The organism is Bordetella tumbae (assembly GCF_054780995.1).
Window position 1 is genome coordinate 474,125 of sequence record NZ_BAAGVG010000018.1, and the last position, 18,642, is coordinate 492,766.

14 protein-coding genes, 1 pseudogene and 1 riboswitch are annotated in these 18,642 nt (G+C 58.4%); of the genes and pseudogenes, 9 read left to right on the forward strand and 6 right to left on the reverse strand.

Annotated elements, in window-relative coordinates:
* The first annotated feature begins 87 nt into the window (after window positions 1–87).
* Both ACYVI2_RS17045 and ACYVI2_RS17050 read left to right on the forward strand, forming a co-directional pair.
* On the forward strand, window positions 88–1,506 hold the full coding sequence (locus ACYVI2_RS17045; protein WP_415815713.1) for an FAD-dependent oxidoreductase: 1,419 nt from the start codon (window positions 88–90) through the stop codon (window positions 1,504–1,506).
* Window positions 1,503–2,876, forward strand: a complete 1,374-nt coding sequence (locus tag ACYVI2_RS17050) for an MmgE/PrpD family protein (protein WP_415815715.1) — start codon at window positions 1,503–1,505, stop codon at window positions 2,874–2,876. The genes ACYVI2_RS17045 and ACYVI2_RS17050 overlap by 4 nt, the downstream gene beginning before the upstream one ends.
* A 42-nt stretch (window positions 2,877–2,918) precedes the next feature.
* Here ACYVI2_RS17050 and ACYVI2_RS17055 read toward each other — a convergent pair whose 3' ends face one another.
* Window positions 2,919–3,896: a tripartite tricarboxylate transporter substrate binding protein gene (locus tag ACYVI2_RS17055; protein WP_415815717.1), complete on the reverse strand. Its 978-nt coding sequence runs from the start codon at window positions 3,894–3,896 to the stop codon at window positions 2,919–2,921.
* Between the two features lie 174 nt (window positions 3,897–4,070).
* The gene (locus ACYVI2_RS17060; protein ID WP_415815719.1) at window positions 4,071–4,985 is read right to left on the reverse strand and encodes a helix-turn-helix domain-containing protein; all 915 of its coding nucleotides are present in this window, start codon (window positions 4,983–4,985) and stop codon (window positions 4,071–4,073) included.
* 270 nt (window positions 4,986–5,255) lie between these two features.
* Here ACYVI2_RS17060 and ACYVI2_RS17065 point away from each other — a divergent pair, with 270 nt between their 5' ends.
* Complete coding sequence (locus ACYVI2_RS17065) at window positions 5,256–6,527, forward strand: ankyrin repeat domain-containing protein (protein ID WP_415815721.1); 1,272 nt, start codon at window positions 5,256–5,258, stop codon at window positions 6,525–6,527.
* 4 nt (window positions 6,528–6,531) lie between these two features.
* Here the strand turns inward: ACYVI2_RS17065 and gshA are convergent, their stop codons facing one another.
* Window positions 6,532–8,109 carry a glutamate--cysteine ligase gene (gene gshA / locus ACYVI2_RS17070; RefSeq protein WP_415816495.1) on the reverse strand — a complete coding sequence of 526 codons (1,578 nt, stop codon included), beginning with the start codon at window positions 8,107–8,109 and terminating at the stop codon, window positions 6,532–6,534.
* A 194-nt stretch (window positions 8,110–8,303) separates the two neighbouring features.
* On the opposite strand from gshA, the gene ACYVI2_RS17075 reads away from it, so the two are divergent.
* A complete protein-coding gene (locus ACYVI2_RS17075; protein WP_415815723.1) occupies window positions 8,304–8,786 on the forward strand; it encodes a hypothetical protein in 483 nt (160 codons plus the stop codon).
* A 139-nt stretch (window positions 8,787–8,925) separates the two neighbouring features.
* Here ACYVI2_RS17075 and ACYVI2_RS17080 read toward each other — a convergent pair.
* Window positions 8,926–9,093 (reverse strand): annotated as a pseudogene (locus ACYVI2_RS17080) (helix-turn-helix domain-containing protein); the annotation flags it as partial.
* 237 nt (window positions 9,094–9,330) lie between these two features.
* Window positions 9,331–9,410: riboswitch (SAM riboswitch) on the forward strand.
* On the opposite strand from ACYVI2_RS17080, the gene metX reads away from it, so the two are divergent.
* The 4 genes from metX (at window position 9,400) to ACYVI2_RS17100 (ending at window position 13,489) form a co-directional block, all read left to right on the forward strand.
* Complete coding sequence (metX, locus tag ACYVI2_RS17085; protein ID WP_415815725.1) at window positions 9,400–10,713, forward strand: homoserine O-succinyltransferase MetX; 1,314 nt, start codon at window positions 9,400–9,402, stop codon at window positions 10,711–10,713. Its footprint overlaps the riboswitch before it by 11 nt.
* Window positions 10,710–11,327: a methionine biosynthesis protein MetW gene (gene metW / locus ACYVI2_RS17090; protein WP_415815727.1), complete on the forward strand. Its 618-nt coding sequence runs from the start codon at window positions 10,710–10,712 to the stop codon at window positions 11,325–11,327. The genes metX and metW overlap by 4 nt, the downstream gene beginning before the upstream one ends.
* A 150-nt stretch (window positions 11,328–11,477) precedes the next feature.
* On the forward strand, window positions 11,478–12,761 hold the full coding sequence (locus ACYVI2_RS17095; protein WP_415815728.1) for a muropeptide transporter: 1,284 nt from the start codon (window positions 11,478–11,480) through the stop codon (window positions 12,759–12,761).
* 89 nt (window positions 12,762–12,850) lie between these two features.
* Window positions 12,851–13,489: a trimeric intracellular cation channel family protein gene (locus tag ACYVI2_RS17100; RefSeq protein WP_415815730.1), complete on the forward strand. Its 639-nt coding sequence runs from the start codon at window positions 12,851–12,853 to the stop codon at window positions 13,487–13,489.
* 103 nt (window positions 13,490–13,592) lie between these two features.
* Here the strand turns inward: ACYVI2_RS17100 and ACYVI2_RS17105 are convergent, their stop codons facing one another.
* Window positions 13,593–15,722, reverse strand: a complete 2,130-nt coding sequence (locus tag ACYVI2_RS17105; protein ID WP_415815732.1) for a hypothetical protein — start codon at window positions 15,720–15,722, stop codon at window positions 13,593–13,595.
* Between the two features lie 546 nt (window positions 15,723–16,268).
* Between ACYVI2_RS17105 and ACYVI2_RS17110 the strand changes: the two genes are divergently transcribed.
* Window positions 16,269–16,955: a hypothetical protein gene (locus ACYVI2_RS17110; protein WP_415815734.1), complete on the forward strand. Its 687-nt coding sequence runs from the start codon at window positions 16,269–16,271 to the stop codon at window positions 16,953–16,955.
* A 325-nt stretch (window positions 16,956–17,280) separates the two neighbouring features.
* Here the strand turns inward: ACYVI2_RS17110 and gdhA are convergent, their stop codons facing one another.
* On the reverse strand, window positions 17,281–18,624 hold the full coding sequence (gene gdhA, locus ACYVI2_RS17115) for an NADP-specific glutamate dehydrogenase (protein ID WP_415815736.1): 1,344 nt from the start codon (window positions 18,622–18,624) through the stop codon (window positions 17,281–17,283).
* Window positions 18,625–18,642 lie beyond the last annotated feature (18 nt).

The following is an 18,642-nucleotide window of genomic DNA, read 5'->3' on the forward strand; positions in this document are numbered from 1 at the left end:
GGCTCGCCTTCCACGCGCGGCTCATTAAGCGAGCGCGTATCGATAAGCCGTACCGGTGATGGCCGGAAATTTAGAGGAAGAACGCAGGTGATTCACGCTGTCATTGAAAAATCTCATCCCGATTTGGCATGGGATATGGAAGTCGATGTGTTGGTGGTCGGTGCTGGTGGATGCGGCTTGGCGGCGGCCATTGCCGCGCATGACGCCGGCGCGAGCGTGGCCATCCTGGAAAAACGCGAACGGCCGGGTGGCAATTCGTCGTTGAGTACGGGATCGGTGCCAGGAGCCGGAAGCCGCTTTCAGCGAGAGGCGGGGATTGAGGATTCGGCCGAGCGCATGGTGGCTGATCTGGAGCGCACCGCCGGTCATAGCGAGCTGCCCGCGTTGACGCGCCGTATGGCCGGCATTTCTGCCGGCTTGTGTGAATGGCTGGTGGATGTTGTGGGTGCGCGTATGGCACTGATCACAGATTACTGCCATGTGGGTCACTCCGTTCCGCGTTTGCATGCGCCGGTGTCGCGCCGTGGGCAGGATCTGGTGGACGATTTGTTGGCGGCCGTGTCAACGCGCGATATTCCGCTGGCAGTGAATAATGCAGTGTCCACGCTGTATGTCGATGAATCTGGCACAGTGGTCGGCGCAGCGGTGACGGGACCCGGCATCGAGGCATCGAAAATCGGTGCACGCAATGTGATTCTGGCCACGAACGGCTTTGCCGCCAATCGGGATCTCGTCAAGAAATACTGCACCGAGATTGCGGGCGCCGAGTATTTCGGTGCACTGGGCAGCGAAGGTGAAGCCATGATCTGGGGGGAACAGCTGGACGCCCAGTTGGCGAATATGCGGGCTTACCAGGGGTATGCAGCGGTCGCGTATCCGCATGGGTCGCTATTGTCGTGGACGACGATCGAAAAGGGCGGCATTCTCGTGAATGCGGCGGGCGAGCGCTTTGGCAATGAGGATTTAGGATACTCGGGCTATGCAAAACGCGTGCTCGCGCAAGCCGGACCTGTCTACGCGATCTTTGATGATCGAATCAAAGCGCTCGCCAGCAAAGAAGAAGAATTTCAAGAGTTGGTCGATCACCATGGAGTCAAAGGCAGCGACACTGTGCAAGGTCTGGCTGCGGTTTTCAACCTGCCAGAGGCTGCGCTGACCCGCACGCTGACTGATTACAACCAGGCTGCAGAAAATCAGCAGGACAGTGGTGCTAAAGACCCGCAGGGACGTCGGCATTTCGGGATGGCGCCGCTGACGGGAAAACTCTGGATTTGCCGCGTGACGCCCGGGTTGTTTCATACGCAAGGCGGTTTGGCCGTGGATGATATGGGCCGCGTGTTGCGTGCGGACGGTTCGATCATTCCTGGCTTGTATGCCGGGGGCGGTGCAGCGGCCGGTATCAGCGGCAGCGCAGGGGCCGAGGGGTATTGTTCGGGGAATGGCTTATTGACCGCAATCGGCCTGGGCTATCTGGCTGGACGCAGCGCAGCAGGGATATCTGCATGAGTACTGCAACGACTGCTGCCGCTTGGCGTATGGCGCAATTTGCGCGCCTGCTGACCCTGCAGGCTATTCCTCATGATGTGCAGATGCTGGCGCGTTTGCATGTGGCGGATGCAATCGGGGTGGGATTGGCAGCATCGAATGTGCCATCGCACCGCGAGTTCATGGCAAAGCTGTTGGCACAGTGTCCGCGTGGCGGAAAGTCCACGGTACTCGGTGCCAAGGACGCTGTATATGCCGACACGGCAGCGCTGCTCAACGGTACGTCCATACACTCGCTCGAATATGACGACACGCATATGCGTTCGATTGTGCATGGCAGTGCAGTGATTGTGCCGCCGGTTCTGGCAGTGGCGCAGGAGCAAGGGCTGCCGTTGTCCGAAGTGTTGCGCTTGACTGTTGTCGGGTGGGAGTTGCTCGTCCGGGTCGGACAAGCGGCGGCAGGCGCGTTTCAGCGGCGAGGATTTCAAGTCACCTCGGTTGGCGGCGCTGTCGTCGCCGCGATACTCGCAACGGCTGCCCGAGGGGCCGATGTGCAGACGATCGCGCGTGCGGCGGGGATAGCAGGCAGTCAGGCCAGCGGTATCTTTGAATTCTTGAGCGATGGGTCTAACGTCAAGGCCTTGCACCCCGGATGGGCCGCTCATGCTGGGGTGTGGGCAGCCAGCTTGGCTATGTCGGGTATGACGGGACCTGCGTCTGTATTGGAAGGCAAACACGGGATATACGCAGCCTATGCCGACGATCGCTCAGCGGGGGACCGTCTGTCGAATGAGCTGGACAGTCTGGAGGACGTTTGGACATTGCGTGAGGCGGCATTCAAGTTTCATCCCTGCTGCCACTACATTCATCCCTATCTCGAGGCCGCAGGCCAGTTGCGTGAACAGGCCGCGGGGATGGGATTGCGTATCGTGGGTGCGCATTGCCTGGTGGCCGCTGGTGCGGGATTGGTGATTGCGCAGCCCTGGGAAAGAAAGCAAGCACCACGCGATACCAATGATGCGAAATACAGTCTGCCTTATTGTGTGGCGTTGGCGCTATTGAATCTGCCCACCAATGTTGGAGCCATGACGACGGGGCCGTTGAATGAGCAAGCGCTGAATTTGGCCGCCCACATCAGCGCTGCGTCTTGGGAGGAGAGCGGTTTCCCTGAGCGTTTCGGTGCGGATGTGTCCGTCACGTTGGAGAACGGTGCGATCTTGCGTGCGAGTGTCCCTCAAGTGATCGGCAGTGCGCAGCGGCCTGCCACGGTTGAGCAGATTCAAGAGAAATTCTTGAACAACGCAGGTTCGGTGATGCCGCCGTTGCAAGTCCGGACATTGTGGGACGCTTTATTGAATGACGACGCTTTGCCTTCTTTGATACCGGCTTGAGCGTTCAGGGTGGCGGTCTGGCCCGCCACCCTGAACGGAGCGTTACTCGACCGATGCGCCTGAGGCTTCCACGAGTGCCTTCCAGCGTCCTACGTCTTGCTCGACGTATTGCTGAAACTCGGCATGTTGGTTGCCAATCGGGTCGGCGCCCATTTCTTTCAACTTGGTCTGCACCGCGGGCGTAGCGACGCTTTCGGCAATCGCTTTGGACAAACGTTCTACCGTTTCGGGGGGGGTGTTTGCGCGGACGAACAATCCGAACCAGGACCGTGCCTGCATGTCGGTGAATTGCGTTTCGGCAAAGGCAGGCACGTTCGGCAGGGCTGTATGTCGATTTTGGCCCGTGACGGCGATCGGGATCAGGCGGCCTCCCTGGACCTGGGACAGGACCTCCGGCAGGTTGGCGAACATGAACTGAACCTGGCCTCCGATGAGGTCATTCAATGCCGGAGCGCCCCCCTTGTAGGGCACATGAGTGGCTTGCCCGTGCGAAAGTGAGTTGAATTGGGCGCCCGCCAGATGGGCCGCTGTGCCGGTCCCCCCAGATGCGTACGCCATATGATTGCCGTTGTCTCGAATATAGGCGGATAGCTCTACCGCCGTACGGGCAGGAACTTGGGGATTGACGACGAGGAGCAAGGGCACGGATGCGAGGTTGGACAGGCCCGTGAAGTCCTTGGTCAGGCTGTAATCGAGTTTGCGGTACAGCGTGGCATTGATGGCGTGGCTGGAGGTCGCCATGAGCAGCGTGTAGCCGTCGGCGTCGGCGCGTGCGGCAGCTCCGGCGCCAATATTACCGTTAGCCCCTGCACGATTTTCTACGATAACGGGCTGCCCCAATTTACCGGCCATGGCTTGGGCGACGGTACGGGCGATGACATCGGTGGCGCCGCCCGCGGCAAACGGCACGATGATCGTGACAGGGCGTTCGGGAAAGGCGGCCGTGGCGATGTTGCACGCCAAAGCGAGCGGGGCGGCGCAGAGCAGAGAACGCCATAGGCGTGTGCGGAGCTTGGACATGAATGTCTCCTGAGTTATCGGTTTTCCGAAACTGTACGCAGAGACTGGACACAACCGTCAGGACAGATACGCGCTTGAGTTGTACTTTTTGGCGCAGCGAAGGTATTTGGCCCGCCTGTGGCCGGTGTGCTGCGCGGGTGGTTTGATGCGGGGCAGAGCCGTTTCCAGCAACGTTCAGGCGCGCAGGCTGAGATCGACCTTGCGGAATTCGCCGGGCGTCATTGCTGTGTGTTTCTTGAAAAATCGCGTGAAATAGGCGGGATCCTCGAAATTGAGCTGAAACGCAATGTCGGCAATGCCTGATTCGGTATTGCTGAGCAGCCGTTTGGCTTCCAGCAGTATGCGATCCTGAATCAGTTGGCTGGCCGTGCGTCCTGTGGCGCGTTTAGTGGCTTCGTTGAGCTGACGGGCGCTGACGTAGAGTGCGTTGGCATATTGCTGAATACTGTTGTACGCCAGATATTGCGTTTCGATTAATAAGGCAAAGCGCTTGACCAGAGGGTAGCTCGGACCGGCAGTACGTGTGCGGTCATCGATCGGATACACGCGGCGCAACTGGGTCAATAAGATCAGCAAGTACGATCGTATGACGTCGTAGCGGCCGGGTTGCCTGCCTTGTTGTTCCTGTTCCATCGCTTGGAGCAGGGGCAGCATGTCATCGTGCTGATCGCGTGTGAGATAGAGCACGGGATTGCCGCTGGTGGGGTGAAAAAACGGGAACTTGGCGATATCGTCCGCCCGCGGAAACATGTGCGTGAAGAAGGCTGTGCTGATATTCATCACATAGCCTTGCGGTGCAACCGATGAGGTCCAGGCGTGTAGCTGACCAGGGGTCAAGAAGAATACGGCGCCGTCACGGACTTCCAGGTGTTGAAAGTCCAGCATGTGCGTGCCCTGCGCTCGGGACATCCACAGGATGTGGTAGTAGGTATGGCGATGTGGAAAACCCCGTGGAATGCCTGGCTGATCCTGCAATCGCACCAAATCAAAATAAAACGATCCCTCGCCAGCGAAATCCGTGGATTCGAAGGTGGGGAAATCCGAGGCTGAGACGATTGCACCCGTCTCTGTGGCATGCGCCGTTTTCATGCTGAGCGGTTCAAAGGTCATCGGTAGAGGGACAGAACAAAAATTGTACGCCATGGGCATTTTCCCTGGCCTTGTTCTTGGGGCGACCCAGCGTGCCGAGGAAGCGGATATCCCGATAGTGACGGAGATCACCACTCCGGTTGACTTGAAATTTTTGATTCGAAGTGGGAACTCACCGTGTCGAATCGTTACTCATGCCGGTATTTGCAATGATTTCAACCAGATGTTGCGCGATCCGGATCGTGTGACACACCTTTACGGCCGGTACTCATGATGATTGCTAATTCTTTTGTCGCTGCCACCGATTCCGTCTCTGATCTGTTTGCCCGGTCGGGCATCGGGATGATCCCAGATGACAACGCCGAGATGGAGCGCGTACAGGCGCATCTCATGGTGTGCGTCTACGCCAAGGATGCATCCGGTGTGAGAGCCATATTTGCGAAGAACGATACCGAAAAACTAATCGCCAGCCTGAGAGCGCCCAGGTATTTCCCAGTGCATGCAGCGTCGGCCTCAGACAGTGGCGCGGTATTGAGTGCTTTGGTCGATATTCTGCCGGCAGAGGCACTGGATGTCCGGGATGAAAATGGACTGACACCGCTGATGTGTGCCGCGCGGCATGGCCACGTCGCGGCCATTCATACGTTGTTGGCAGGCAAGGCGTCCGTGGATGCGACGGATCAATCCGGCTACAGCGCTTTGATGTGGGCGGCCATGTCCGGGTTTGTGGATGCAGTCAAGGTCCTGTTGGGGTACGAAGTATACGCAGACGATAGTGCCCAGCCCGTGGGCGTCGACAGACAGGACAACAACGGCGACACCGCTCTGGTGCTGGCGATTCGTGCAGGGCATTACGACGTTGTAGAGTCGCTGGTGGCTCGCCGGGCAAACATCAATACTGCAAATGCTGAGGGGGAATGTGCACTGAGCGTGGCCGTGGCACTGGGGCGCCGCCGGGCGATCCGGCTCTTGTGTGAGCAAAGGGATATTGATCTCAACGCCATAGACCGCGCGGGCCTGACGGTCATGATGCGCGCTGCAGATTATGCAGACCGGACCTACGATTCGTCCATTTTGAATCTCTTGATCGGGCAGAACGCCCGGACCGATTTGAAAGACCGCGACGGATGTTCGGCGCTGCTGCGGGCAGCAAAAGGGCAATCGGATATCGCTATCGAACACCTGATCGCAGGCGGGGCGGATATCCATGCAACGGATTCCAACGGATGTTCTGCCCTGGCGCTCGCTGCGAAGCACAATAATCTGTATGGGCTGAGATTCCTGCTCAAGCAGCGAGGTGTGTGGGTAGATGCGCGCGACCACAGTGGGCGAACGCCGTTGTTTCATGCTGTCGAGAATGAAAACTATGACATGGTCAATGAGTTGATCATGCACGGCGCAAATAGCTGTCTGTCCTATACCGTCATCGACGGCACCGTGCTGACGCTGGCGCAGCGCCGTGGGGACCGGCGCATGGTGAAGCTCTTGTTGGACAAGGGCGCTGGCAACGATATCAAGGATATGGCTGCCCTGCCGGGTTAGTGCACTATTTCACGGATTTAGGCGCCTTCAATGCCGCGTGGTAATGCGCTACATAGGTATCAAAGTCGACCGTGTCGCTTTGTTCGAGGTGCGTTTGCTCAGCATGTGACTGCCGTGCCGCCTCGGCATAGGTCGCGGCGATGTCGGCAGGCAGAGGTTGTGCACGCAGAGTGTCTGCATGTCGGCGGCTGAGCTGCAGCGAGTAGTCGTGAAACGACAGGCCGCTGTCGTGCAGGTCGCTGAGCAGGCGTGCCGAGGGTGTATCGTCGGCGCGGTCGAGTTTGTCTCGTTGAGCTTGCAGGGCGCGCGTATAGGCGTCTCCACCTAAGGACTGGTCGTAGAGCGCCGCAAAAGGAGCGATCTGATCGAGCAGCTCGTGGCCCCAGACGGGTAATTCGATGGCCACGCCGTCGCGGTCGAGTTGCAAGCCGGGTTTGCGGCCTTCTTTGACGACGACGGAAAAGTTGTCTGCGCTACGTTGGCAGTAGCCGTTCTGCGGGAAATACGGGCTGTCCGACGCGGCACAGAACAACAAGAATGCGTCCATGAAGCGAGCCGTGTCCGCGGCGATGCCTACGGGCTGGCTGGGATCGATATCGAGGCAGCGGACTTCTACGTATTGCACGCCGCGCTCGGCCAGTGCGGTGATAGGCCGCTCGCCGCGGCCGGTAGCGCGCTTGGGGCGAATGCTGGAGTAGTACTCGTTTTCGATCTGCAGCACATTGGTGTTGAGCTGGATCCATTCGCCGTTGCGATGTGTTCCGATGGCTTGGTAGTCGGGCCAAGGTTGGGACACGGCCTCGTACAGGCGGCCCAGAAAGGTATCGAGATCGTTGTAGCAGAGCTTGAGCTGAGATTGGGCCTTGTTCTGATAGCCCAGGTCGCTCATCCGCAGGCTGGTGGCGTAGGGCAGGTACAGCGTGTCGTTGCCCAGGGGCTGCAATTGCTGAGCGTTGTCGCCCATGAATTGGCGCGACAGGGCGGGGGCGGCGCCGAACAGATACATCAGCAGCCACGAGTAGCGCGTGAAGTTACGGATCAGGCTGATGTAGCCGCGCGAACGCTGGTCTTGCGGATCAGGCGTGCCGGGATCCAGAACGCCCCACAGCGCATCGGGCAAGGAAAAGTTGTAATGCACGCCGGCGATGCATTGCATGGCTTTGCCATAGCGTTCGGCCAGGCCGCGACGGTAGACGTGCTTGAGCATGCCGGTGTTGGACTTGCCATACCAGGCGATGGGAATATCGGCCTCGACGGGCAGAACCGCCGGCATGGACTGATTCCAGATGAGCTCGTCATCCAGCACGCTATAGACAAAGCGATGGGTATTTTCCAGCTCGGTCAGCAGAGGGTCGACACGGTCATGCGTGCCAGTGATCAGCTCGAGCAGGGCCTCGGAATAATCGGTCGTGACATGTTGGTTGGTCAGCGCAGCACCCAGCCCGGCCGGATGGGCGGTACGGGACAGGCGCCCCTGGTTGTCGACGCGCAACCCTTCTTTTTCGATGCCACGCAGGGTCTGGGCAAGCAGGGCGGTATGGGCCTGTAGGCGGGCCAGGCGGCTGGCGGTGGTATCGGTCACAGTCATATGAATATTCGGATATTGAGGCCGGATTTTACGAGGTGTGGGCGATTCCTGCCGAGGTAACCTCTCTGAGAGCCGGGGATCGGTGACAATTCATCCATATCATTATGCGTGAGGGAGGGCATAACATGATGATTTTTCGGTTGTTTTGTCGTCGTGGGCCGCGTTCCGCGGTGTTGCAGCTGTGTTGTATGGTGCTGTTATTGGCTGGCGGGTGCACGCCGAGTTACAACTGGCGCGAGATGGTGGTGGCCGACGGGCATGTGCAGGCGGCTTTCCCGGCCAAGGTCGAGACGGAAACGCGTAACATTTCTCTCGGGGGCCAGGCGTTGGCATTTTCGCTGACTACGGCGCAGGTCGATCAAGCGATGTTTGCGGTGGGGTCTGCGCCGTTGCCCGCGGCGATTGCAAAGGATCGGGCGGCGCGGGAGGCATTGGGTCAAGCGTTGATGCGGTCTCTCTATGTGAACATGGGGGCTCCGGTGCCGTCGCCGCTGCCGAATTTTGGGGACGAGATCGTGGCACGGGGCCGTGCGGGGCAACAGCCGGCTTGGCTGATGGCCCGGGTATGGGTGACCGATACGATGTTGATCGATGCGGTAGCCGCAGGGACCGAGCAGAGTTTGCCTGTGGATCCGGCTCAGGAGTTCGTGCGGGCGGTGAAACTGAAGTAGGCGAGTCAGTGCGCGGAGATTCAGGGATGCGGCGTACGGTCGATGCGGTCCGCGTGGGTCGGACGGTTTTTTCTGGGCGCAAAGGCTGAGGCTCGGTGACTAGGACGGGCAGCAGGCGTCGTCTGACGGCGATGGCGATCGCAGCGCCTCGGTTGTTGACGCCGAGTTTGTGACAGGCATTGCCGATGTGGAAGTTGACGGTGCGCTCGGTGACCCCCAGGATGAGGCCGGTTTCCCGACTGGTTTTCCCCAGCGACGACCAGTGCAGGCACGCGACTTCGCGGTCGGAAAGATGACGTCCTTGCATAACATGTGCGGTGGCGCAGAGCTGCCGAAATGGTGAATTGCGAGAATTAGGTCGCGCGATTTTCCATGTGATACGCAGGATTTATAGCTAAGACAGGATCTGCGATGAGTTATCGGACTCATCTGAGCGTGTATCGGCCCGTTGATGCGCTGGCGCGGGGATGTCCCGGGAGCATCAGCCGCAGGGCTCCTGTCGTGTGACAGGCTGTGACTCGGCTTGAGAGTGCTAGAATCTCTGCTTCAAACCGGCGCCGATTTGCCTGATCCGCTTGCGGGCGCCTCTATAAATCCAGCTAAAGAGGTCGGTATGACCGCTCCTGCCTTGCATTCTGCCGAGGGGATTGCCCCCGGTTCCATCCAGCCATCCACTGAGCCGGCGCCCGGTTCGGTCGGTATGGTGACTCCGCAATTCATCCGATTTGATGAGCCGCTGCCATTGGCCAGTGGTCAGTCGCTGCCGTCCTATGAGCTGGCGGTCGAGACCTATGGCACGTTGAACGATCAGCGCACCAATGCGGTGTTGGTGTGCCACGCGTTGAACGCTTCGCATCATGTGGCGGGTATCGCTCATGACAATCCCAAGGATGTCGGTTGGTGGGACAACATGGTGGGGCCCGGCAAGCCGCTGGATACGAACGTTTATTTTGTGATCGGGGTGAACAATCTCGGTTCGTGTTTTGGGTCTACCGGGCCGGCCAGTATCAATCCCGAGACGGGGCAGCCCTGGGGCGCGGCGTTCCCCGTGCTGACGGTCGAGGATTGGGTTCACGCCCAGGCCCGCCTGGCGGATTATTTCGGGATCGAGCGTTTCGCTGCCGTGATGGGTGGATCTCTGGGCGGGATGCAGGCGCTCAGTTGGGCGATTACGTGCCCCGAGCGGGTGGCGCATTGCATTGTGGTGGCCAGTACGCCGCGGTTGTCCGCCCAGAATATCGGCTTTAACGAGGTGGCGCGGCGCGCCATTATCACGGACCCAGATTTTCATGGGGGCGATTATTATGCGCAGCATACGGTGCCCCGGCGCGGGCTGTCCGTTGCGCGGATGATTGGGCATATCACCTATTTGTCGGATGACGACATGGCCGAGAAATTTGGCCGTACGCAACGTGAGCCCGCCGAGGGGGGGGCGTATCGCTATGGCTACGATGTGGAATTCGAGGTCGAGTCGTATTTGCGGTATCAGGGCGAGAAATTTTCCCGGTATTTCGACGCCAATACCTATTTGTTGATTACGCGTGCGTTGGATTATTTTGACCCCGCTCGTAACACAGGGGGGGATTTGGCACGTGCCTTAGCACCAGCCACGGCAGATTTTCTGTTGGTGTCGTTTACGACAGATTGGCGTTTTCCGCCTGAGCGGTCGCGCGAGATTGTGCGCGCATTGCTTAAAAATGGCAGCCCCGTCACGTATGCCGAGATTGATGCGCCGCATGGGCACGATGCGTTTTTGCTGGATGACTCGCGTTACCACGCAGTCGTACGAGGGTATTACGAACGTATTGCGCGCGAGTTGGGGTTGGCGCAGGCGACGTCAGGCGAAAATGCCGCGTCGCCGGCACACGCTTTGTCCTCCACGGAGGACGCAACCCCGTCAGGAAGGATTGCAGAGGAGCCAGTATGAGTCCCGTGTCGGTAAAACCTGGGCGTACGCAAGGTATGCGTCCTGATCTGGTCAGGATTGCCAGTTGGATCGACCCAAGCAGCCGGGTCCTGGATCTGGGGTGTGGCGATGGCGCGTTGCTCGCGTATCTGCGTGACGAGCGTTCAGTGCGAGGTGCGGGAGTCGAAATCGACGATCAGCATGTGATCGCCTGCGTGCAACGGGGAGTCGAGGTCATTCAGCAGAACCTCGAAGATGGCCTGGCCCTGTTTGATGACAAGCAGTTTGATACGGTGGTGCTGTCGCAGACGCTGCAGTCGATGCATCGCACCGAGCACATTTTGCGCGAGATGGCGCGGGTGGCGCGCTATGGCATCGTGTCGTTTCCGAATTTCGGTTATTGGCCGCATGGGTGGTCGATCTTGCGGGGGCGGATGCCTGTGACGGGGCAGATGCCTTATCAGTGGTACAACACGCCGAATATCCATCTATGCACCTTGCGCGATTTCGAGCGGCTGGCGGCTGACCTGGGACTGCGGATCTTGGAGCGAGCGACGTTCCACGAGGGACGAGAGATCAAGGTATTACCCGGGTGGCGCAGTACCTTGGCGGTTTATCGTTACGCCGCGGAGTGAGGCGGGTGTTGGCTGGCTGATGGCGGTTGATGTCGACATTTGAGGTGGTGCGCGTCTAGGCGGCGCCGGGGAGCGGGGCCGCTATGTTTGCGATGTCCGTGTACGTGTGCACGCGGATGGCAACCGGGCTGCTATTGGTTAATATGCCGGATGTTCGGCGCTCGCAGCGCCATCGCCGTCAGGAGAGCCTTTATTACTGCCGCATCCCATATCTATTTCAGTCGTCGGGTGGCGCCGTTGCTGGTGTTGGGTTTTGCCAGCGGATTGCCGGTGGCGTTGACTGGAGGCACGTTGCAGGCGTGGGCCACGGTCGAGCAGGTTTCGCTAGAGGAAATCGGTTTCCTGACGCTGGTGGGTTCGGCATATACGCTGAAATTTCTGTGGGCACCCCTGCTGGATCGTTATGTGCCGCCTATTCTGGGCCGGCGGCGCGGCTGGATGCTGATCACGCAATTGTTATTGGCCGTGGCGATCATGGCGATGGGGCTGCTGTCGCCCGGATCGGCTTTGTTGCCATTGGCGTTGTTGGCCATGATGGTGGCGTTTTTGTCCGCTACGCAGGATATTGTTTTTGATGCCTATAGCACTGACGTGTTGCGTCGCGACGAGCGAGGGGCAGGGGCAGCAATCAAGGTACTGGGGTATCGGCTGGCGATGGTGGTGTCCGGTGGCTTGGCCTTGATTTTGGCGGACCAAAGGTTGGGTTGGGGGCCGATGTATGTCTCGATGGGCGTGTTGATGCTGTTATGTTCTGCAGCCACGCTCTGGGCCCCTGAGCCTGAGCAACCCGTGACCGCGCCGCGCTCGCTGCGTGTTGCGGTGGTGGAGCCGTTTCGCGAATTTTTTTCTCGGCGCGGCGCTTATACGATCCTGGCACTAATCGTGCTGTACAAGCTGGGCGATGCTTTTGCAGGGGCGCTGTCCACGACGTTTTTGATACGTGGCGCCGGATTCGATCCCACTGAGGTAGGCACCGTGAACAAGGTGCTGGGTCTGCTGGCGACGATTGTGGGGGCGCTGGCGGGTGGTTCGTTGATGGCCCGGTGGGGCCTGTATCGCTCGCTGATGGCCTTTGGTATTTTGCAGGCGATTTCCAATCTGGGTTATTGGGTGATTGCGGTCAGTCCGAAGAGTCTCTGGCTGATGGCTACGGCCGTCGGGGTGGAAAACTTGTGCGGCGGCCTGGGGACGGCGTCCTTTGTGGCATTGCTGATGGGGCTGTGCCAGCAACGGTTTTCTGCGACGCAGTTTGCATTGCTGTCGGCTTTGTCGGCGGTTGGGCGGATTTATCTGGCTGGTCCGTTGACGCCGCCGTTGGTGCACTGGCTAGGCTGGCCCGGATTTTTCTTGTTGACGGTGGCGATTGCCTTGCCGGGCTTGGTGTTGCTCTGGCATCAACGCCGGATAATCGATGCGCTGGAGTCGCCGGCCTGATGCGCTGACGGCTGTGCGCGGGCCGGCTGGGCTGCGAGCATCGCGCGGGTACGCAGCGGGATTTTGTTCGTAAGGTGCGTGAAATAACTATGCCTGTTGAGACGTCTACCGTGTTGTTGCACATCTTGTATCTGATCGCGATCGTGGCCGAGGCGATGACGGCGGCGCTGGCAGCCGGACGTCGCGATATGGACTGGATGGGCGTGTGCATCATCGCGTGCGTGACGGCACTGGGCGGTGGATCGTTGCGTGATGTGCTGTTGGGGCACTATCCGCTGACGTGGGTCGCGCATCCCGAGTATTTAGCGATGACTGCCGGTGCGGCATTGGTGACGGCGTTCATTGCGCCGTTGATGCGGCGGCTGCGTCGATTATTTCTGTGGCTGGATGCTGTGGGGCTGGTGGCGTTTACGGTCATAGGCTGCCAGGTCGCGCAGCAGATGGAGATGTCGACCAGCGTAGTGTTGATCAGCGGCATGATCACGGGTTGTGCGGGTGGGGTGCTGCGCGATGTGCTATGTAACGATGTGCCGCTGCTGTTCCGCAAAGAGCTGTATGCCAGCGTGTCGATTGTGACTGGGGCGCTTTACCTGGGTCTGCTAAAGCTGGACTGGGGCCTTAGTGCGGCAGTGCCGGTGGCGTTAGTGGCGGGATTGACGTTCCGGTTGTTGGCGTTGAGGTTCAACTGGCAAATGCCACGTTTTGTGTACCGTGATGATTGGCATTGATACGCGGTATCAACGGGCCAAACCCTGCTAGTGGACCCATCCCCATTGGCGATGTGCTTGCCAATGGGGATGCAGAGATTATTAGTCCACTACTTTAGCCAATTCAGGCGCGTCGCGTGAATGTCGGATTTTCCCATTGGTTCAATGCGGCCAACTGACGATAGTCGTCGTGAAGCAGCTGCGCCTGCTCTTCGCAAACAAGCGCCATGTCGTCCAGATATGCCTCTACCTCTGCAAGAGACATACCGGTGAAATCCGATGTTTCCACGGGCGTTTGCTCTTGTTCCGTCGCCAGCCTCTTTCGCTGATTCTTGATAATGTCCAATGCCGTAGCTTGATGGGGCCTGAACAGGGATTCGTCAGGTTGGTTCAAAAAGCGTACCGTCAAGACGTGGGCGCCGCTTTTGTCGATCTTGGGCTCGAACTCCATTTGGTTCGCGCCACCAGGGAAGGTGCGGCTATAGTCGGCAATGGTCATGCGTCCAATACCGGCATCGATCAGTTTTGCTGAGGGGCCTACGTCCGCAGTATCGGAGAAATTGGCGCGGGCCGTGGGGGCGCTTGCCAAGAAGCTGTAGAGTTTACGCTCCGGATCCGCAATGGTGTAAGAGCCGTCCTGGCCTTGCGATAAAGTGGGTGCCGTGGCTGCAGCAGATGGATTTCGAGCATTTGAAATGGCCTGCGCATCGATATATCGGGCAATCGACCTCACCGTCGTCAAATTGCTAGGAACGGCATAGTTGCGTTCATGCGCGCCTATTTTTGCCGCGTATTTGACAGCGCCAAAATTCGGGCCCGATGAGAGAATCGTACGAGTGAGATTTTGGCCAATTGCGATATCGGCCCGCAAAGCGGTGTCCGTCACCTTTGTCGAGGTACCGCTGTTTTCCAGGTTCTGGAGCGCGATCACGTCAACGTCAGCAGCGAGAGTACTGTTCTTGATGGTGGATAAGTCCAGGAGCAGGGCTCTGTGTGCATTTTTAAATGCCTCTTCGGCATTTTTTTCCGCTTTGGCATGAGCAGCTGCTTCGCTTACATGAAGCGTGAACAACATTCGTTCGCTCAGGGCATTGAATTCTTGGATGAGCGAGGCAATGAAGTTGTAGAGTGCATCACGCGTTTGTGCGAGCTGTGTAAGGACGGCGTTACGCGTCGGGTCGTCGCGGTGAGCTACTGATACGGGCATGCCATTTTCCAATTCGCAGGCCATTTCGATACGTGCTCGTGCTCTTACGGCTCCTATTATCTGCCGTTCCAGCGCGCCGCAGTGGTCATAGCGCTGCGAAATAGTCGCCATAATACGTTGTTGCATTGCCCAGCGATGTTGCTCTTGACCGATGATGGCGTCCAACTCGTCGAGGTCCTTTTGGATCTCGGGTAGTCGGTCGTTTAACACGTTTTGTACGCCACGGCTCTGAGCTCGCTCTGGAAATTTTCGCATCTCTGTCAGAGCGAGGATGGTTCCACCGCTCAACGCAGCGGCGCCGAAACCTATTCCCAATATGCCAGTCGCACCTACGCCTCCGATGGCCACGCCGGATGCGACGCCTACCGTAGTATCGAGAATTGCGGTGACAGCTCCTTGCGTACGCGCCGAGAAGTTTTGGAGAGAGTCCCACGTAGAGAGCTGGACCGAATCAATGCGGGCTGCGTCGGGAGTCGATAGTTTGATGCCGTGTGTTTTGCAAATACTCTCATCCAAACGTTGCAGCTTCACCTCGATTTGGTAAGCCAACTCTGCGGCACGTTCTATACGCTGACCCGGGGTGAGTTGTTGTATTGATTGTGGTGCATTATTTCCCACCCACCCCTGGACCGTACCAGTCGCTGCGTTATACATTCCAACCAAGGGGGCAGTGAATGCTGAGCGCCAGGAGCGGGGCGACTCAGCACTTATTTGAGTCGGATCGGTTTGGCCCTCCAGGCCTTTTCGGGTGGCCGTGCGCAGGGCGTCGAACGGCTGTTCTAACGTGCCGTGGGAGTCGATTTCAGTCGCTACCCAGCTATCTAATAGGGACTGTTCTTTAATCTCTACCCAGCTATCCAATAGAGACGGCTCTGCATTGTCAACCACCGCGGCTGCACACATTTTGACGGGGGAATAGTCCTCGCGAACAAAACTATCAAGGTTTGGGCGCAACGTATTGGCAGAGTCTTGAGACTTTTTGGATGCCTTGGGTGGCGCGTAGTTTTCGTGGAAATCAAAGGGCTTTAGAGCAGTAACAACAGTCATAATATGGGTTCCAGGGTTAGGGCGGCAGGCGGTTAGGGGCTCGGGATTTCTGAGCACCGTCGATGTTAGTGATCGGGCTGCCAATAGCTGCCGCTTTTTTGCAGGAGACCGTGTTTTCGGACCAATTTCCCTGGCGCCGCTGCCTTCTTCGGCAAAAAAATGTTAGTGCTTACCGCGGAACAACAAGGCGGCTCAGCATATCTACTACGCCTGCGGCGGGCAGCCGTTATCCCGCCTCCATGGCGAGCTCCGCTCGTGTGAACACCTCGACGATAGTCCGCACGTGCAGGCGTACCCTTGTGACTGGTTTTTAGTTAGCTCAGTCCGATTTTGTATAAGTTGTGATTGCTGCGGTAGGGCAATTGTTATGCTGACCAGCATATCGATTTTGAACTAGTGCGTCGTTGCCTATCGGCCGATGGATTCGTACCGTGTGGCTGCCCTGTCAACAGTGAGGTTTAAAAGATAATGATTAAAGTGTCTAGTGGTGTCGCATCCTATGTCAACCCGATCCCGCCAGAGTGCACGTACCTGGATCAGACCCCGATGGAGAGTTTGAAAAAGTACGTGGAGCAGGATGACGACGCGGCGATCAATAGCTTGCTCGATCATCAGGAAAACGTCGCGTTGATCGTAAAAGGGCTTAAAAATTCACCATACTCGTTGTTGCATCAAGCCGCGGCACAGCGAAAAGATAACGCGTTGATGGCGATGATGGAGAAGCTGCCCATCGAGGTGTGGAATTTTCGTACTAAAGAGGACCTTACCCACACGCCGCCCATCATTGGTGGGCGTACGCCGATCATGTTTGCGGCAGAGAGCAATAATGGTGAGCTTATCTCTAAGCTTTTCTACGCTGTGACTAGCTATATATATGATCGTCAGGATGCGTTCAGCATGTATGGCGCCTTGCCCAGCCAGGCGTCGCTTGAGGAGCTAGATGCAGTGAGGAAGGAGTTCAAATGTATGTACGGAAAGGTGGAATCTAACGAAATATGGTTGAAGATTCTCAACGCTCAAGATTACGAGGGAGACACCCCGTTGCTGCTTGCTGTCAAGAAAAACAGGTACGACAGCTTTTACCAGCTATGCATATTCGGTGCCCAGCCTGATATCCCAAACTGCCTGGGAGACAGCGCGCGAAGTGCCATTCTTGCCTTGCCTGCAAAATATGCCATACGCACGCGTTTTGAGGAATTTGCGGCGCCGCAATCGCGCTGTACCGTTTTATAGGCGCGTGTCATTCCTGAGGTGTTCAGTTTCTGGTTTTTGGGGGGCGTTTAAAACGCCCTGAAGTTGGACTGAGCTCCGCCATTCAAAAGGGCGTCAGAAAATGCGATGCTGCCGATCATCGGCAGCATCGCATCTAGTGCCTTCAGGCAGTGTCCACTCGAATGCGGTGCCTACGGATTGAGGGACTGCGCTATTCAACCAGCTAGCGTGTTGAGCGCAGGCCTGTTGTGTGCGGAGCGCAGGAGCTTGCTGCGCTCGGGAAGGGGTAACGAAAAAAAGCCCGCTGAACAGAGAGCGGGCTTCGGGGCTGTATGGGAACAGAGGTTCAGTACAGGCCTTGCTGGATCATGGCGTCGGCGACTTTGACGAAGCCGGCGATGTTGGCGCCATCCAGATAGTTGACGGCGGTGCCGCGACCTTGGCCGTGACGCACGCAGTTTTCGTGGATGTCGCGCATGATGGAGTGCAGGCGCTGATCGACCTCTTCGCGGGTCCAGGCCAGGCGGATGGCGTTTTGGCTCATTTCCAGGCCTGACACGGCCACGCCGCCAGCGTTGCTGGCTTTGCCCGGGGCGTACAGGACGCCGGCTTCGATGAAGGCCTTGGCGGCTTCCAGCGTGGACGGCATGTTGGCGCCTTCGGCGACGCATTTGACGCCATTGGCGATCAGCGTGCGTGCGTCGTCGATTTCGAGTTCGTTCTGGGTCGCGCAGGGCAGGGCGACGTCGACCGGCACGTGCCACGGGCGCTTGCCTGCGACGTAGGTCAATTTGAATTGGCCTGCATATTCGGCCAGACGGCCGCGCAGGTCATTTTTGATGTGCATCAGCGCGGCCAGCTTTTCGTGCGTGAAGCCGGCTTCATCGACGACCGTGCCGTCGGAGTCCGATACGGTAACGACGCGTGCACCCAGGCTCATGGCTTTTTCGATGGCGTATTGAGCCACGTTGCCCGATCCTGAGACGGCGACCCGCAGGCCGTCAAACGACAGGCCGGTGCGCTTGAGCATTTCTTCGGCGAAGTACACCGTGCCGTAGCCGGTGGCTTCCGGACGGATCAGGCTGCCGCCGAAGGTCAGGCCCTTGCCGGTAAAGACGCTGGCGGCCGAGTTGGAGATTTTTTTCATCATGCCGGCCATGAAGCCGACTTCGCGTGCACCCACGCCCATATCGCCTGCAGGTACGTCGGTGTCCGGGCCCAGGTGGCGATGCAGTTCGAGGATCAGTGCCTGGCAGAAACGCATGACTTCGGCGTCGGATTTGCCTTTGGGGTCGAAGTCCGAGCCGCCTTTGCCGCCGCCCATGGGCAGGGTGGTCAGCGCATTTTTCAGGGTCTGTTCGAAACCCAGGAACTTCAATACCGACAGATTGACCGACGGGTGAAAGCGCATGCCGCCCTTGTAAGGGCCGATCGCCGAGCTGTGTTGCACGCGAAAACCGCGGTTGACGTGGGGCTTGCCTTGATCATCCGTCCAGCAAATGCGGAACTGGATGACGCGCTCGGGCTCGACCAGACGCTCGAGCAAGGCGTGCTCGGCGTAATGGGGATGCTGCTCGATAAAGGGCCACAAGCTGGACATGACTTCGTGCACGGCTTGCATGAATTCGGGCTGATGCGGGTCGCGCACAGCGACCTGACGCAAAAAGTCGTCAAGACTTTGCAGTTTCAATGGGGTCTCCTGGGGTGC

Excerpts from the sequence above, each read along its gene's own strand:
- ACYVI2_RS17095 (WP_415815728.1), top strand. The coding sequence starts at position 11,478 with ATGTTCGGCGCTCGCAGCGCCATCGCCGTCAGGAGAGCCTTTATTACT.
- ACYVI2_RS17100 (WP_415815730.1), top strand. The coding sequence starts at position 12,851 with ATGCCTGTTGAGACGTCTACCGTGTTGTTGCACATCTTGTATCTGATC.
- ACYVI2_RS17105 (WP_415815732.1), bottom strand. The coding sequence starts at position 15,722 with ATGACTGTTGTTACTGCTCTAAAGCCCTTTGATTTCCACGAAAACTAC.
- ACYVI2_RS17075 (WP_415815723.1), top strand. The coding sequence starts at position 8,304 with ATGGTGCTGTTATTGGCTGGCGGGTGCACGCCGAGTTACAACTGGCGC.
- ACYVI2_RS17055 (WP_415815717.1), bottom strand. The coding sequence starts at position 3,896 with ATGTCCAAGCTCCGCACACGCCTATGGCGTTCTCTGCTCTGCGCCGCC.
- ACYVI2_RS17060 (WP_415815719.1), bottom strand. The coding sequence starts at position 4,985 with ATGAAAACGGCGCATGCCACAGAGACGGGTGCAATCGTCTCAGCCTCG.
- ACYVI2_RS17065 (WP_415815721.1), top strand. The coding sequence starts at position 5,256 with ATGATGATTGCTAATTCTTTTGTCGCTGCCACCGATTCCGTCTCTGAT.
- ACYVI2_RS17110 (WP_415815734.1), top strand. The coding sequence starts at position 16,269 with ATGGAGAGTTTGAAAAAGTACGTGGAGCAGGATGACGACGCGGCGATC.
- metW (WP_415815727.1), top strand. The coding sequence starts at position 10,710 with ATGAGTCCCGTGTCGGTAAAACCTGGGCGTACGCAAGGTATGCGTCCT.
- metX (WP_415815725.1), top strand. The coding sequence starts at position 9,400 with ATGACCGCTCCTGCCTTGCATTCTGCCGAGGGGATTGCCCCCGGTTCC.
- ACYVI2_RS17050 (WP_415815715.1), top strand. The coding sequence starts at position 1,503 with ATGAGTACTGCAACGACTGCTGCCGCTTGGCGTATGGCGCAATTTGCG.